The sequence below is a fragment of the Nocardioides panacisoli genome, from assembly GCF_019448235.1.
In the GTDB taxonomy this organism is placed as follows: Bacteria; Actinomycetota; Actinomycetes; order Propionibacteriales; family Nocardioidaceae; genus Nocardioides; species Nocardioides panacisoli_A.
The window spans coordinates 1,965,717-1,979,980 of sequence record NZ_CP080409.1 but is presented as its reverse complement, the minus strand read 5'-3'; the positions used below and the strand labels follow the sequence as shown (position 1 = coordinate 1,979,980).

Genomic DNA, 14,264 nt, shown 5'->3' with positions numbered 1-14,264 from the left:
CACGGATCACTGCAGCGGCGTCGACCATCGCCGGTCAGCGCTGGCCGCCGGCTGCTTCACGTCTCAGGTCCGGTCCCAGCCCGGTAGGTCGTCACCGCGGTCTCCTTGACCGAGAGCCAGACCTGCTGGCCGGGGGCCAGGGCCAGCTCGCGCACCGCGCCGGGCGTGACGTCGGCGATGAGGTCGACCTCGCCGGCGGTGCGCAGCCGTACGGCGTCCCCGTGCGGCGCCGCACTGCGGACCCGCCCGAGCCAGCAGTTGCGCGCGGACCCGTCGGGCCGCGCGAGCGACACCGCGACCGAGGACGGCGAGAACGCGCGGAAGGTGTCGCCCTCGCGCAGCACGTTGAGCCCCACCAGGCGAGCGACGTGCTCGGTCCGCGGGCGTGCGGCCACCTCGTCGGGCGTCCCGGTCTGCGCGACCCGTCCCTCGTCGAGGACCACGACCCGGGTCGCCAGGGTCAGCGCGTCCAGCGCGTCGTGGGTCACCATCACGGTGACGCCCCCGAACTCCGCGAGGTGGTGGGCCAGCTCGATGCGCAGCGCCGCTGCGACGCCGACGTCCAGCCCGGTGAACGGCTCGTCGAGCAGCAGCAGGTCCGGGTCGGCGGCGAGCGCGCGGGCGATCGCCACCCGCTGTGCCTGGCCGCCCGAGAGCGCACCCGGCCGCCGGTGCGCGAGATCGGCCACCCCCAGTCGCGTGAGCCACTCCTGTGCCAGTGCCCGTGCCTCCGGACGGCGTACGCCGCGACTGCGGGGACCGAACGCGACGTTCTCCACCGCGTCCAGGTGGGGGAAGAGCCGCTGGTCCTGGAAGACCAGACCGATCCGGCGCTCGCGTGCCGGCAGGCCGGTGAGGTCGGTCCCGGCCAGCGTCGCGCTGCCGGCGGCCGGCTGCAGGCCGGCGAGCGCCTGGACCAACGTGGTCTTGCCCGCGCCGTTGGGCCCGACGACGGCGACCACGTCGCCGGGCGCGGCCGTCAGGGCCACGTCGAGCCGGTCGGGCACCTCGAGGCGGGCGTCGAGCGTCACGTCGTCACCAGCCAGCGGTCACGCAGCGCCGCGAGGATGGCCACGGAGATGAGCAGCATCAGCAGGCTCAGCGCCAGCGCGGCGTCGGTGTCGCGCTGGCGCTCGAGGTAGATCAGCGTCGGCATCGTCTGGGTCGCGCCGGGGTAGTTGCCGTTGAAGGTGATGGTGGCGCCGAACTCGCCCAGGGACCGCGCCCACCCCAGCACCAGTCCCGCGGCGATCCCCGGCAGCGCGAGCGGCACCGTCACGCGCCGGAACGTCGTCCACCGGGTGGCGCCGAGGGATGCCGCCGCCGCGTCGTACGCCGCCCCGGCGGCCCGCAGCCCGCCCTCGATGCTGATGACCACGAACGGCAGCGCGATGAAGGTGTGGGCGAGCACGACGCCCCACGCGGTGTAGGGGAACGCGAAGCCGGTGGCCTGCAGCAACGGCTCGCCGAGCACGCCGGTGCGGCCGAACGCGGTGCGCAGGGCGATGCCGGCGACCACCGGCGGCAGCACCATCGGCACGATCACCAGGGCCCGCACCACTCGGCGTCCGCGGAACTCCACGCGCGCCAGCAGCCATGCCAGGGGCAGCCCGAGCACGAAGCAGGCGAGCGTGGCGGCGGTCGAGGTCGTGACCGAGAGCCACAGCGCCTGCTGCACGGTCTCGTCGCCGAGCTGGTCGGCCAGTCGGAGGTAGTCGGTGCGCAGCACGAGGGTCAGCAGTGGCGCGACCAGCACGCCCAGCGCGAGCAGCGCCGGCAGCAGCAGGACCAGGGGTGCCCGACCGAGCGGGTCGGCGCGCCTCATGGCGACCGGAAGCCGGCCTCGCCGAGCACGCGTTGGCCCTCCGGGCCGGTCACGAGCTCGACGAAGTCCTCGGCCAGGTCCGGGTGCTCGGACTGGGCGAGCGGCGCCACGAGGTAGTCGTTGGCGACCGTGTCGGCGTCCGGCACCTCCACGGCGGTGACGGCGTCGCTGGCGGCGCGGGCGTCGGTGGCGTAGACCAGCCCGGCGTCGGCCTCGCCCGAGGTGACCTTCTCCAGGGTGGCCCGTACGTCCTCCTCCAGGCTGGCGGGCTCGGCGTCGACGCCCGCGGCGTCGAGCAGCTCCCGCGAGGCGCGACCGCAGGGCGCCTGGTCGGCGCACCGGACCCACGTCGTCCCGGCGAGCGAGGAGAGGTCGGTGATCCCGGCCGGGTTGCCGGGCGCGGTGGCGATGACCACGACGTTGGTGGCGAACCGCGTGGGTTCTCCGGCGGCGTCGGCGTCGGTCGCGACCCGCATCGCCGCCGGGTCGGCGGTCGCGAGGACGTCGCCCGGAGCGCCGTCGGCCGCCTGCTCGGCGAGGCTGGTGCTGGAGGCGAAGGAGAGCTCGACCTCGACGTCGGGGTGGGCGGCCTCGAAGTCCTCGGCCAGGTCGGTGAAGGCATCGGTCAGCGACGCCGCGGCCAGCACCCGCACGGTCGGTGCGTCGCCGCCGGGCGAGCAGGCGGCGAGGGGGGCCACCAGTGCGAGGACGGTCGCGGCGAGGAGGTGACGGGTCACGGGGTCTCCACCACCACCGCGGTGGACTTCACCGAGGCGATCGCTCGCACGCCCGGCTCGAGGCCGAGCTCGGTGGCGGCCTCGCTGCTCATCAGCGACACGACCCGGTAGGGGCCACAGACCATCTCGATCTGCGCCATCACCCCGTCGGCGACCACGCGGGTCACGATGCCGGTCATCCGGTTGCGCGCGCTGACCGAGCCACCACGGGTGCGGTCGTGCTCGGCGGCGTCGACCAGGGACGCGGCGAGCGCGGCGAGGTCGTCTCCGGCCACCACCGAGCGCCCACGGTCGGTGGTGCTGGGCAGGCGGCCTGCCTCGATCCAGCGCCGCACGGTGTCGTCACTGACGCCGAGCACCTCGGCTGCCTCCGCGATCCGATAGGTCGTCACGGTGGAAGTCTTCCGCACCTGCGGAGCAAAAGCCACATTTGGCCCCGCATCTGCGTGAGTACTTGGGGTGCCGGGGAGGCTCGGGTCGGGGATGGGAGGATGGCGCCACCATGAGCGAGCAGAACGGGAAGCCGGGGCGCTACCAGCGATCGGCCAGCGGGTTGGTGGCCTCGTTGCTGGTCATCGGCGTGCTGGTGCTGCTGGTGGTCTGGCTGATGGGCCTGTTCCGCTCGGCGCCGGAGGTCGAGCCCACGCCCATCGACTACACCGAGGCGATCGGCGCGGCGCAGGACGCGGGGCAGCGTCCCGTCTACCCCTCGTCACTGCCGGGCGGATGGATCGCCACCGGCTTCGAGGTCGACCCCGGGACGGCGAACTCCTACGGGCTCAAGCTGCTCACCGCGGAGGACGACTTCGTGGGCATCAGCCAGGCCGACGAGTCCGCAGGCACCCTCCTGCGGCGCCACGTCGACGAGGACGAGCAGGACATCAGCGACGCTCCCGGCTACGACGCCACGAGGTCGGTGGCCTCGGAGTGGGCGGGCTACACCGACCTCGGCGGCGACACGGCGTACGCCGCCGAGGTGGGCGACACCACCGTGCTCGTCTACGGATCGGCCTCGCCCGAGGAGCTCCAGATCGTGATCGAGAGCCTCACCCGCGAGCAACTGCGGGACTGATCAGTCCTCCTCGGCGTCCGCGTCGAGCACGGCGTCGAGCCGCTCGCGCGCGCCGTCGAGCCACTCCTGGCACCGGGTCGCGAGACGTTCGCCGCGCTCCCACAGCGCCAGGGACTCCTCCAGGGTGATGCCTCCGGTCTCGAGCTGCTGGACCACCTGGACGAGCTCCTCGCGGGCCTCCTCGTAGGTGAGGCCCTGCTCGGCCTCGGTCGCGTCGGTGGGGTCAGTCATCGCTCTCCTCGAGCAGCTCGGCGTGGTCGGTGGTGACGTGCAGGCGGCCGTCGGCGACCCGGACGGTCATGGTCTCGCCGGCGCCGACGTCGGCGACGCTGGTGCGCACGTGGCCCTCGCCGTCCTGCAGCACGGCGTAGCCGCGGCGCAGCGTCTCCAGCGGCGACAGCGCCCGGGCACGCGCGCGGTGGTGGGCGACGTCGTCGGCGGCGCGGTCGAGCCGGTGCCCGAGCGTACGCCGCATCCGCACCCGGTGGTCGTCGAGCTCGGCGAGGCGGTCGTCGACCAGGGAACGGGGGTCGGCCAGCGCCGGCCGGGACCGGAGCGCGTCGAGCCGCTGCTGCTCGCGATCCACCCGGACCTGCACCGCGCGGCGCAGCCGCTGGCGCGCCTGGGTGACGCCCGCGGACTCGTGGACGACGTCGGGGACGATGTGCTTGGCGGCATCGGTCGGCGTGGAGGCGCGCAGGTCGGCCACGAGGTCCAGCAGGGGAGTGTCGGGCTCGTGGCCGATGGCACTCACCACCGGGGTCCGTGCCGCGGAGACGGCGCGGAGGAGGCCCTCGTCGGAGAACGAGAGCAGGTCCTCGAAGGAGCCACCACCGCGCGCGATGACGATGACCTCGACCGACGGGTCGCGGTCGAGGCGCCGGAGCCCTTCGATCACCTCCTCGGCCGACCGCGGGCCCTGCATCGCGGCGTGGACCACCTCGAAGGCGACGCCGGGCCAGCGTCGCGTCGTGTTGTCCAGCACGTCCCGTTCGGCCGCGGAGTTGGGAGCGGTGACCAACCCGATCCGGCCGGGGAGGAAGGGGAGCGGTCGCTTGCGTTCGGCGGCGAAGAGGCCCTCGGCGGCGAGCAGCTGGCGGCGATGTTCGATGCGCGCCATCAGCTCGCCCAGGCCCACGGCCCGGATCTCGCGCGCCTGCAGCGACAGGGTGCCGCGGTTGGCGTAGTAGGACGGCTTGGCGTGCACGACGACGCTGGCGCCGTCCTGGATCGGCGCCGGCAGGCTGTCGTAGTACACCCGCGAGCAGGTGACGGTGACGGAGATGTCGGCGACCGAGTCGCGCAGCGTCAGGAACACCGTCGCCATGCCGGGGCGGCGGTTGACCTGGGCGACCTGGCCCTCGACCCACACGGCGCCGAGCCGGTCGATCCAACCGGAGATGGCGTTGGCGATCGCCCGGACCGGTGCCGGCTTCTCCACGGACGTCTCCAGTGCCACGCCCCGGACCCTAGGGCATGCCCGGGCCCGTAGGCTGCCGCCGTGCGGCTGCGGATCGACCTCGCCTATGACGGCACCGACTTCCACGGGTGGGCCGCCCAGCCCCGACTCCGTACGGTGCAGGGCGAGCTCGAGCCCGCGGTGGCGACGGTGCTGCGGCTGCCCGAGGTGCGGGTGGTGTGCGCGGGGCGCACCGACGCGGGCGTCCATGCCCGCGGCCAGGTCGCGCACTGCGACGTGCCCGACACGGTCGAGGACGACCAGGTCGACAAGCTCACCCGGCGGCTGAACGGCGTACTGCCGGCGGACCTGCGCATCCGCGGCGTACGCCGCGCCCCCGACCACTTCGACGCGCGGTTCGCCGCGCTGTGGCGGCGCTACGCCTACCGCATCGCCGACGGCGCCGCGGCCCTGGACCCGTTGCAGCGCCACCACGTGCTCGCCTGGCCACGACCGCTGGACGTGGCCGCGATGAACGCCGGCGCCGAGACGCTGGTCGGGCTCCACGACTTCGCCTCCTTCTGCAAGCAGCGTCCCGGCGCCACCACGATCCGCACCCTGCAGGAGCTGCGTTGGTCGCGCGACGAGGCAGGGGTGCTGGTGGGCCACGTCCGTGCCGATGCGTTCTGCCACTCCATGGTGCGTGCGCTGGTGGGCTGCCTGGTCGCCATCGGGGAGGGGCGCCGCTCCCCGGAGTGGGCCGCGGAGATCCTGGGGGCGCGACGCCGCGACCCGTCGGTCGCGGTGCTGCACGCCCACGGCCTGACCCTGGAGGAGGTCGCCTACCCGGCCGAAGAGGACCTCGCCGCCCGTGTCACCCAGACCTCCGCCAAGCGTGGCGAGCCGGCACGGGGGAGTCGGTGATGAGCGACCACTACTTCTCCGCCGACCCCACGGCCGAGTTCCGCCGCGTCCCGGTGCGGACGACGGTGTGGGGCCAGGACCTCGACCTGGTGAGTGGGTCCGGCGTGTTCGCCCAGGGGCGCCTGGACAAGGGCACCGAGGTGCTCTTCCGCGCGACCGAGCCGCCCGCTCCGGGGCGCGTGCTGGACCTGGGCTGCGGCTACGGGGTGATCGGACTGGCCGTGGCGCGGGCGGTGCCCGACGCGGCCGTGACCGCGGTCGACGTCAACCAGCGCGCCGTCGCGCTCGCGGCCGAGAACGCCGAGCGGCTCGGGGTCGCCGACCGGTTCACCGCCCGCACACCGGACGCGGTCGACCCGGCGGCGACGTACGACGAGATCTGGTCCAACCCGCCGATCCGCATCGGCAAGCCCGCGCTGCACGAGCTGCTGCTGACCTGGCTGCCGCGGCTCGCGCCCGGCGGACGGGCCGTGATGGTCGTGGGCAAGAACCTCGGTGCCGATTCGTTGCAGCGGTGGCTGACCGAGCAGGGCCACCCCACCGAGCGCCTCGCCAGTGCCAAGGGGTTCCGGGTGCTCGCCAGCCACCGCCGCTGAGGCGCTGCCTACACCGAACGGTCGCGGTCGGCCCAGGCCTCCTGGCGCAGGTCCTTCTTGAGGATCTTGCCGGTGGGGTTGCGCGGCAGCGCCTCGACGACCTCGACCGAACGCGGGCACTTGAAGTGGGCCAGGTGCTCGCGGCAGTGGTCGATGATCTCCTGCTCGGTGGCCTGCTGGCCCTCGTGCAGGGCCACGACCGCCTTGACCGACTCGCCCCAGGTGTCGTCGGGGACGCCGATCACGGCGACCTCCATCACGGCCGGGTGCTCACTGAGGACGCGCTCGACCTCGGGGGAGTACACGTTCTCGCCGCCGGTGATGATCATGTCCTTGAGCCGGTCGGACACGTAGAGGTACCCGTCGGCGTCGAGGTGGCCGATGTCGCCGGTGCGGAACCAGCCGTCCTCGGTGATCACCTCCGCCGTCGCCTCCGGCTTGCCCAGGTAGCCCTTCATCAGCTGCGGTGTGCGCAACCAGATCTCGCCGGACTCTCCGGTCGTGAGCCCCTCGCCGGTGGCCACGTCGACGACGCGCACCTCGCACTCGGGGATCGCCTTGCCCGCCGAGACCAGTCGTTCGGGCCGGTCGCCGGCCACGGCGCTGCGGTGCTCCTCGGGCATCAGGTGGGTGGCGACGCCGGCCACCTCGGTGAGGCCGTAGACCTGGATGAACTCGGTCTCGGGCCATGCCTCCATGGCGGCCCGCAGCAGCGGTGGCGGCATCGGCGCCGCGCCGTAGGTGTAGGTCTTCAGCGCGCCGAAGAGCTTGATCGCGTCCTCGCCGGACTGCAGCACCTGCGCGAGGACCGCGGGCACCAGGAAGGTGCGGTTGGCGCCGGCCATGATCGCGCCGGCCAGCGAGGCGCCGTCGGGGTCGCGGGTCATGACGCTCGGGACGCCGTCGTGGATGCCGAACAGCACGTAGGAGGAGCCGCCCACGTGGAACAGCGGCATCGCGACCATGGACTTGTCGCCCTCGTCGAAACCCCAGCCGTCGTGGGCGTTGACGGTGTGGCTGACCATGTTGCGGTGGGTCAGCATCACGCCCTTGGGGCGGCCGGTGGTGCCAGAGGAGTACATGATCAGGCAGGTGTCGTCCGCCAGGACGTCGGGACCGTCCTCGACCGGCTCGGACCCGGCGAGGAACTCCTCGTACTCGCAGTCGACGCCGTCGGGGGTCACCGCGACGATCCGCTCGACGTGGGGGAGCCGGTCGCGGATCGCCGCCACCGTCGGCAGCAGCTCCTGGCCCACGAAGAGCACGCGTGCGCGGCAGTCGTTGAGGGCGTACTCGACCTCGTCGGCCGAGGAGCGCCAGTTGACGATGGCGTTGGCGGCGCCGATGGAGCCGGCCGCCAGGCTGACCTCGACGCATGCGGGATGGTTCTTGTCCAGGAAGGACACGATGTCGCCGCGGGCGATGTTCATCTCGCGCAGGCCGCCGGCAGCGCGGTGCACGCGGTCGTGCCACTCGCGCCAGGTCCAGGTGCGCCCCAGGTAGGTCATCGCCTCGGCGTCCGGCGTCGCGGCGGCCCAGTGGTTGAGGCGGTCGTCGATGTAGGTCGGCTCCGCCGGGACGGCCGGCGGCCAGTTGGTGTCGATGCTCGAGGTCGTGTGCTGCGCGGCTGGATTCGTCACGGCACCGATTGTGGCCCACGCCACATTCGCGCTCAAGCGTGGGCCGTGCAACGAACGAGCCCGCGGCGACCCCTCTCGGGGGCGCACCGCGGGCTCGGTGGAGTGCGTCGGGTCGCTCAGGCCCAGCGCTTGGAGGCGGGCACGAACTCCAGCCCGCGGTCGCCGGTGTAGATCTGCTTGGGGCGGGCGATCTTCTGCTCCTTGTCCTGCACCAGCTCCTCCCACTGGGCGAGCCAGCCGGGGGTGCGGCCGATCGCGAAGAGGACGGTGAACATCTCCGGCGGGAACTGCAGCGCCTCGTAGATCAGCCCCGAGTAGAAGTCCACGTTCGGGTAGAGCTTGCGCTGGATGAAGTACTCGTCCTCGAGGGCGATCTTCTCCAGCTCCTTGGCGATGTCCAGCAGCGGGTTGGTCACGCCGGTGACCTCGAAGACGTCGTCCGCGGCCTTCTTGATGATCTTCGCGCGCGGGTCGTAGTTCTTGTAGACCCGGTGGCCGAAGCCCATGAGCCGCTCGTTGCCGTTCTTGACGCCCTCGATGAAGGAGGGGATGTTCTCCGTCGAGCCGATGCGGCGCAGCATCCGCAGCACCGACTCGTTGGCGCCGCCGTGCAGCGGGCCGAAGAGCGCACCCACGCCGGAGGCGACCGCGGAGTACGGGTCGACCTGGGAGGAGCCGACCGAGCGCACGGCGTTGGCCGAGCAGTTCTGCTCGTGGTCGGCGTGGAGGATGAACAGCGTGTCGAGTGCCTTCGCGATGCGCGGGTCCGGCTCGTACTTGTACTCGCTCATCTTGAACAGCATCGAGAGGAAGTTCTCGGTGTAGGACAGGTCGTTGTCCGGGTAGACGTACGGCTTGCCCTGCGCGTGACGGAACGACCAGGCGCCCAGGGTGGGCATCTTGGCGATCATCCGCACGATCTGCATGCGACGGTTCTCCGCGTCGCTGATCGTGCGCGACTCGGGGTAGAACGTCGACAGCGCACCGACCGAGGCCATCAGCATCCCCATGGGGTGGGCGTCGTACCGGAAGCCCTGCATGAAGCTCTTCACGTTCTCGTGCACGAACGTGTGGTAGGTGATGTCGTGCTCCCAGGCCTGGTACTGCTCCTGGGTGGGCAGCTCACCGTGGATGAGCAGGTAGGCCACCTCGAGGAAGTTCGAGTGCTCGGCGAGCTGCTCGATCGGGTAGCCCCGGTACTCCAGGATGCCCGCCTCACCGTCGATGTAGGTGACGGCGCTGCGGCAGGAGGCCGTGTTGACGAAGCCGGGATCGTAGGCAGCCAGGCCGGGGCTGTCGTCGTCGGCCTTGATCTGCCCGAGGTCGGCGGCGCGGATGGTGCCGTCGGTGATCGGGAGTTCGTACTCCGCTCCGGTGCGGTTGTCGCGTACGGTCAGAGAGTCAGTCACGCGATTCACCGTAATGGGCGCCCGCACGCGGCGTGAACCCGGTGTCTTGAAGCGTGGCTCCCGGGCGCCGTACCGATTTTGACCGCCCCTCCCGCTGACCGTATTCTTTCCAGTCGCGTCTCCTGCCGTCCTGCGCTCCGTCAGCACGCCGGATCGTGGGGCAGACCCGGACGCCGCAGCCGCCGTGAGGCGCCGCAGGCGTGGCCGGGCAGAGTTCGTCAGAAGGCGCCAGCAGCAAGCTCGGCCACCGCCGTGGTCGAGTCCACGAACGACAGAGAGTGAATCCGACGTGCGCACGTACAACCCCAAGCCGGGTGACATCCAGCGCGACTGGCACGTGATCGACGCATCCGACGTCGTCCTCGGTCGCCTCGCCGTCACCGCGGCCCACCTGCTCCGCGGCAAGCACAAGGCCATCTACGCCCCCAACGCTGACACCGGCGACTACGTCGTCATCGTCAACGCCGAGAAGGTGGCGCTGACCGGCCACAAGCGGCAGGACAAGATGGTCTACCGCCACTCGGGCTACCCCGGTGGTCTCACCGCGACCCCGATCGGGGAGGTCCTGGACTCCGACGCCCGCAAGGCCGTCGAGAAGGCCGTGTGGGGCATGCTCCCGAAGAACAAGCTCGGTCGCCAGATCATCAAGAAGCTGAAGGTCTACAGCGGTCCGACCCACCCGCACCAGGCCCAGCAGGCCACGCCGTTCGAGATCACCCAGATCTCCCAGTGACGACCCGAGGACTTTGACAGACATGGCTGACGCAGTAGAGAACACCGAGGTCGAGGAGACCTACACCGCCGACGAGCAGGGCGTTGCCTACAGCTCCGAGAGCGCCCCGACCGCCGACGACGCCCGCCCGGCGACGATCGCGCCCGCGATCGCGACCGGCCGCCGCAAGAACGCCGTCGCCCGGGTGCGCATCGTGCCCGGCACCGGCAACTGGACCGTCAACGGCCGCACGCTGGAGAGCTACTTCCCCAACAAGTTGCACCAGCAGGTCGTCAACGAGCCCTTCGTGGCGGCGGCACTCGAGGGTCGCTTCGACGTCATCGCCCGCATCCACGGCGGCGGCATCACCGGCCAGGCCGGTGCCCTGCGCCTGGGTGTGGCCCGCGCGCTGAACGCCGTGGACGCCGAGGCCAACCGCCCCGTGCTGAAGAAGGCCGGCCTCCTCACGCGCGACCCCCGTGCGGTGGAGCGCAAGAAGGCCGGGCTCAAGAAGGCCCGCAAGGCCCCGCAGTACTCCAAGCGCTGACCGCGCACGTGCCGCGCATCTTCGGCACCGACGGCGTCCGAGGCCTGGCGAACGGCTCCCTCACCGGGGAGCTGGCGCTGGGCCTCGGCGCCGCTGCGGCGCGCGTCCTCGTCGAGCACGGCGACTACGACGGCCAGCGGCCGTTCGCGGTCGTCGGGCGGGACACCCGGGTCTCGGGGCAGTTCCTGCAGCACGCCGTCATCGGCGGGCTGCTCTCGGCCGGCGTGGACGTCCACGACCTGGGCGTGCTCCCGACCCCCGGCGTCGCCCACCTGACCGACACGTTGGGCGCCGACATCGGGGTGGTCATCTCCGCCTCGCACAACCCGATGCCCGACAACGGCATCAAGTTCCTCTCCCGCGGTGGCGTGAAGCTCGCCGACGCGGTCGAGCGCGAGATCGAGGAGCACCTGGACGGCCACTGGGACCGTCCGACCGGCGCTGCTGTCGGCCGCGCCCGCACCTACGACGCGGCGCAGGCCGACTACGCCGCACACCTGGTGCGCACCATCGACAAGCCGTTGGCCGGCCTCACCGTGGTCCTGGACTGCGCCCACGGCGCGGCCAGCGAGGTCGGGCCGGCCGCCCTGCGCGACGCGGGCGCGACCGTCATCCCCATCGGCGCGGAGCCCGACGGACTCAACATCAACGACGGCTGCGGATCGACCCACATCGCGCAGCTCCAGCGTGCCGTCGTCGAGCACGACGCCGACGCCGGCTTCGCCGTGGACGGCGACGCCGACCGCTGCCTGGCCGTGGACCACCGCGGCGAGTTCGTCGACGGCGACCAGATCATGGCGATCCTCGCCCTCGCGATGCAGGAGAAGGGCGACCTGGTCGACGACACGCTCGTCGCCACCGTGATGAGCAACCTCGGTCTCGTCCTGGCGATGACCGAGGCCGGGATCACCGTACGGCGCGCAGCCGTGGGGGACCGCTACGTGCTCGAGGACATGCGCACCGGCGGCTACGTCCTCGGTGGGGAGCAGTCCGGCCACGTGATCATGCGTGAGCACGCCACGACCGGCGACGGCCTGCTGACGGCGCTGCAGGTGATGCACCGGATGGCGACCACCGGACGGTCCCTGCAGGAGCTGGCGTCGGTCATGACCCGCTTCCCGCAGGTGCTCGTCAACGTCTCCGGCGTCGACAAGGACCGCTGCGACGACCCCGCGCTGGTGGCCGCCGTCGCCGACGCCGAGACCGCGCTCGGGGAGACCGGGCGGGTGCTGCTGCGTCCCTCCGGCACCGAGCCGCTGGTGCGGGTGATGGTCGAGGCGCCCTCGGTCGAGCAGGCGCAGTCGGTGGCCGACGGCCTGGCCGACGTCGTCCGCTCCCGGCTCGCCCTGGACTGACGCACCCGCGCCGGCCGCGGCCGCTGCTCAGGCGAGCTGCTGGTCGAGGAAGCGCACCGTCTTGCGGACGATCTCGTCGGTGCGGTGCCACGGCGAGTGGCCCTCGCGCCCCCACCACCGCTTGCGGCAGGTCGACCCCCGGTGGCGCGTCGTTGCGCACGTCTGGCGGGCGAGGTGGAAGCGCACCACCTTGTCGCGACGACCGTGGAACATCAGCACCGGCGGCGCGTTGCGCGGCACCATCCGGCGGTCGGCAGCACCCCACAGCGACACGACGGCACTGACGGTCGACCGGTAGCGGCGGTGACCGCTCCGACCGGCGTCGAAGGGCCGGTACGCCGCGCGGAGCGCTGCGATCCCGCCCGCGCTGGTGCCGAGGAACGCAATGCGTCGACGGTCCACCTTGAGGGCGCGCGCCTCGCTGCGGAGGAAGCGGACGGCGGCCTGGAGGTCGTGCTGGGCGTCGCGGGCCTCGGGGGAGTGGATCAGGCCCATGCCGCCGCGCGGACGGCGCGGACGGGTCGGGCTCAGGCGGTAGGTCACCGAGGCGGTGACGTAGCCGCGCTCGGCGATGGACTCGGCGAGCGCGCGGATCCGGCGCATCTTGCGGTGGCCGCGGTAGAAGCCACCGCCGTGGGCGAGGATGACGGCCGGACGGCGGGTCCCGCTCTCGGGCGGGAGCCACAGGTCGAGCTCGAGCCGCTGCCGCCTGCCGGTGTGGTCACGGGCGGATCCGTAGACGATGTCGGGACGGTACTCCACGCCCTGTGAGATGCTGGTGGTCACGTCCGTGGCGATCGAGGAATCGACGCCGACGGCCTCCGGGGCCGAGACGGCGACAGGCGCCGCGAGAGCTGCTGCGGTCGACAGGGCGACGGCAAACAACGCTCCCCGCATTTTTGTGATTCGCACGGCGTGTCCTCCAAGTTCTGGGCCGGAGTGAAGCGTAGACTATTAACACCTGTCCCGTCTCTCACTTCCGTCATTTTGGCATCAGTCGTGCGCGCACGACCGACCAGCCCCTGCCGTCACACCGGTCGTGGACCGGGTCAGATCTTGCGCAGGCGGACGTAGCGGACCGAGTGGTCGTCGTCCTTGCGCAGCACCAGCGCCGCGCGGGACCGCGTCGGCAGCACGTTGCGCTCCAGGTTGGGTCCGTTGATGGCGTCCCAGATGCGCTCGGCCTCCGCCACGGCCTCGTCGCGGGAGAGGTCGGCGTACTTGGCGAAGTAGGACTGCGGGTCGCGGAAGGCCGTCTCGCGGAGGCGGAGGAAGCGGTCGACGTACCAGCGTCGGATGTGCTTGGTGGCCGCGTCGACGTAGACGGAGAAGTCGAAGAAGTCCGACAGGCCCAGGCCCGTGGTGCCGTCCTCGCGCGTCCGCGCGGGCTGGAGCACGTTGAGGCCCTCGACGATGACGATGTCGGGCTGCTTGATGAGGACCTTCTCGTCGGTGACGTCGTAGACCAGGTGGGAGTAGACCGGGGCCTCCACCTCCTCCCGGCCGGACTTGATGTCGACCACGAAGCGCAGCAGGGCGCGGCGGTCGTAGGACTCGGGGAAGCCCTTGCGCTGGAGCAGGCCGCGACGCTCGAGCTCGGCGTTGGGGTAGAGGAAGCCGTCGGTGGTCACCAGGGCCACGTTGGGGTGCTCGGGCCAGCGGGCGAGCATCTGCTGCAGCACGCGGGCGGCCGTGGACTTGCCGACCGCGACCGACCCGGCCAACCCGATGACGAACGGCGTGCGGGGCGGCGTCCGGCGGTGCAGGAATTCCTCCTGCTCGCGGTGCAGCCGCGCCGCGGCCTCCACCCGCAGGCTCAGCAGTCGCGAGAGCGGGAGGTAGACCTGCGTCACCTCGTCGAGGTCCAGGGAGTCCCCGAGGCCACGCAGTGCGACGACCTCGTCCTGGGTCAGCGGGCTCTCGGTCTCGGTGGCCAGCGCCGCCCACGTCGCACGGTCCAGCTTGAGGTACGGCGAGGTCTCCCGCGGGGCCTCGGCAGGCGTACCGGGAGCGCCCTCCGCTGACGTCATGGCGGGGATTCTTCCAGT

At 72.1% G+C, this 14,264-nt stretch carries 16 protein-coding genes; 6 read left to right on the top strand and 10 right to left on the bottom strand.

The window, feature by feature from the left end:
* Nucleotides 1-56: 56 nt before the first annotated feature.
* From KUV85_RS09655 to KUV85_RS09640, 4 genes are read right to left on the bottom strand one after another with little or no spacing between them, the layout of a single operon-like run.
* Nucleotides 57-1,031 carry an ABC transporter ATP-binding protein gene (locus KUV85_RS09655; protein ID WP_219959679.1) on the bottom strand — a complete coding sequence of 325 codons (975 nt, stop codon included), beginning with the start codon at nt 1,029-1,031 and terminating at the stop codon, nt 57-59.
* Complete coding sequence (locus tag KUV85_RS09650; RefSeq protein ID WP_219959678.1) at nt 1,028-1,825, bottom strand: ABC transporter permease; 798 nt, start codon at nt 1,823-1,825, stop codon at nt 1,028-1,030. Before KUV85_RS09650 ends, KUV85_RS09655 begins: the two co-directional genes overlap by 4 nt.
* A complete protein-coding gene (gene modA / locus KUV85_RS09645; RefSeq protein WP_219959677.1) occupies nt 1,822-2,562 on the bottom strand; it encodes a molybdate ABC transporter substrate-binding protein in 741 nt (246 codons plus the stop codon). The genes KUV85_RS09650 and modA overlap by 4 nt, the downstream gene beginning before the upstream one ends.
* On the bottom strand, nt 2,559-2,954 hold the full coding sequence (locus KUV85_RS09640; protein ID WP_219959676.1) for a TOBE domain-containing protein: 396 nt from the start codon (nt 2,952-2,954) through the stop codon (nt 2,559-2,561). Before KUV85_RS09640 ends, modA begins: the two co-directional genes overlap by 4 nt.
* Nucleotides 2,955-3,064: 110 nt before the next feature.
* Between KUV85_RS09640 and KUV85_RS09635 the strand changes: the two genes are divergently transcribed.
* Nucleotides 3,065-3,634, top strand: coding sequence for a DUF4245 family protein (locus KUV85_RS09635; RefSeq protein WP_219959675.1), 570 nt, complete (start codon nt 3,065-3,067; stop codon nt 3,632-3,634).
* Here the strand turns inward: KUV85_RS09635 and KUV85_RS09630 are convergent, their stop codons facing one another.
* Both KUV85_RS09630 and xseA read right to left on the bottom strand, forming a co-directional pair.
* A complete protein-coding gene (locus KUV85_RS09630; protein WP_219959674.1) occupies nt 3,635-3,865 on the bottom strand; it encodes an exodeoxyribonuclease VII small subunit in 231 nt (76 codons plus the stop codon). It lies immediately after the preceding gene.
* Complete coding sequence (gene xseA / locus KUV85_RS09625) at nt 3,858-5,093, bottom strand: exodeoxyribonuclease VII large subunit (protein WP_219959673.1); 1,236 nt, start codon at nt 5,091-5,093, stop codon at nt 3,858-3,860. Before xseA ends, KUV85_RS09630 begins: the two co-directional genes overlap by 8 nt.
* Nucleotides 5,094-5,135: 42 nt before the next feature.
* Here xseA and truA point away from each other — a divergent pair, with 42 nt between their 5' ends.
* Entirely contained in the window at nt 5,136-5,957 is an 822-nt protein-coding gene (gene truA, locus KUV85_RS09620; RefSeq protein WP_219959672.1) for a tRNA pseudouridine(38-40) synthase TruA, read from the top strand.
* Entirely contained in the window at nt 5,957-6,553 is a 597-nt protein-coding gene (locus tag KUV85_RS09615) for a class I SAM-dependent methyltransferase (protein ID WP_219959671.1), read from the top strand. The genes truA and KUV85_RS09615 overlap by 1 nt, the downstream gene beginning before the upstream one ends.
* Nucleotides 6,554-6,561: 8 nt before the next feature.
* On the opposite strand, the gene KUV85_RS09610 is transcribed toward KUV85_RS09615, so the two are convergent.
* On the bottom strand, nt 6,562-8,193 hold the full coding sequence (locus tag KUV85_RS09610) for a long-chain-fatty-acid--CoA ligase (protein ID WP_219959670.1): 1,632 nt from the start codon (nt 8,191-8,193) through the stop codon (nt 6,562-6,564).
* 116 nt (nt 8,194-8,309) lie between these two features.
* Nucleotides 8,310-9,602: a citrate synthase gene (locus tag KUV85_RS09605; RefSeq protein ID WP_237690122.1), complete on the bottom strand. Its 1,293-nt coding sequence runs from the start codon at nt 9,600-9,602 to the stop codon at nt 8,310-8,312.
* Nucleotides 9,603-9,891: 289 nt separating this feature from the next.
* On the opposite strand from KUV85_RS09605, the gene rplM reads away from it, so the two are divergent.
* From rplM to glmM, 3 genes are read left to right on the top strand one after another with little or no spacing between them, the layout of a single operon-like run.
* The gene (gene rplM / locus KUV85_RS09600) at nt 9,892-10,335 is read left to right on the top strand and encodes a 50S ribosomal protein L13 (RefSeq protein WP_219959668.1); all 444 of its coding nucleotides are present in this window, start codon (nt 9,892-9,894) and stop codon (nt 10,333-10,335) included.
* 13 nt (nt 10,336-10,348) lie between these two features.
* Nucleotides 10,349-10,861 (top strand): 30S ribosomal protein S9, encoded by a 513-nt coding sequence (gene rpsI / locus KUV85_RS09595; protein WP_237690121.1) that lies wholly within the window; start codon nt 10,349-10,351, stop codon nt 10,859-10,861.
* An 8-nt stretch (nt 10,862-10,869) separates the two neighbouring features.
* Entirely contained in the window at nt 10,870-12,216 is a 1,347-nt protein-coding gene (gene glmM, locus KUV85_RS09590; RefSeq protein ID WP_219959666.1) for a phosphoglucosamine mutase, read from the top strand.
* A 27-nt stretch (nt 12,217-12,243) separates the two neighbouring features.
* Here glmM and KUV85_RS09585 read toward each other — a convergent pair whose 3' ends face one another.
* Together KUV85_RS09585 and coaA are read right to left on the bottom strand one after the other, a co-directional pair.
* Nucleotides 12,244-13,002 (bottom strand): alpha/beta hydrolase, encoded by a 759-nt coding sequence (locus tag KUV85_RS09585; protein ID WP_219959665.1) that lies wholly within the window; start codon nt 13,000-13,002, stop codon nt 12,244-12,246.
* A 263-nt stretch (nt 13,003-13,265) separates the two neighbouring features.
* Complete coding sequence (gene coaA, locus KUV85_RS09580) at nt 13,266-14,246, bottom strand: type I pantothenate kinase (protein ID WP_219959664.1); 981 nt, start codon at nt 14,244-14,246, stop codon at nt 13,266-13,268.
* Between the last annotated feature and the right edge of the window lie 18 nt (nt 14,247-14,264).

Bases quoted from the DNA above. Each gene is read 5' to 3' on its own strand.
- KUV85_RS09650 (WP_219959678.1), bottom strand. From the start codon at position 1,825: ATGAGGCGCGCCGACCCGCTCGGTCGGGCACCCCTGGTCCTGCTGCTG.
- KUV85_RS09630 (WP_219959674.1), bottom strand. From the start codon at position 3,865: ATGACTGACCCCACCGACGCGACCGAGGCCGAGCAGGGCCTCACCTAC.
- KUV85_RS09635 (WP_219959675.1), top strand. From the start codon at position 3,065: ATGAGCGAGCAGAACGGGAAGCCGGGGCGCTACCAGCGATCGGCCAGC.
- KUV85_RS09615 (WP_219959671.1), top strand. From the start codon at position 5,957: ATGAGCGACCACTACTTCTCCGCCGACCCCACGGCCGAGTTCCGCCGC.
- coaA (WP_219959664.1), bottom strand. From the start codon at position 14,246: ATGACGTCAGCGGAGGGCGCTCCCGGTACGCCTGCCGAGGCCCCGCGG.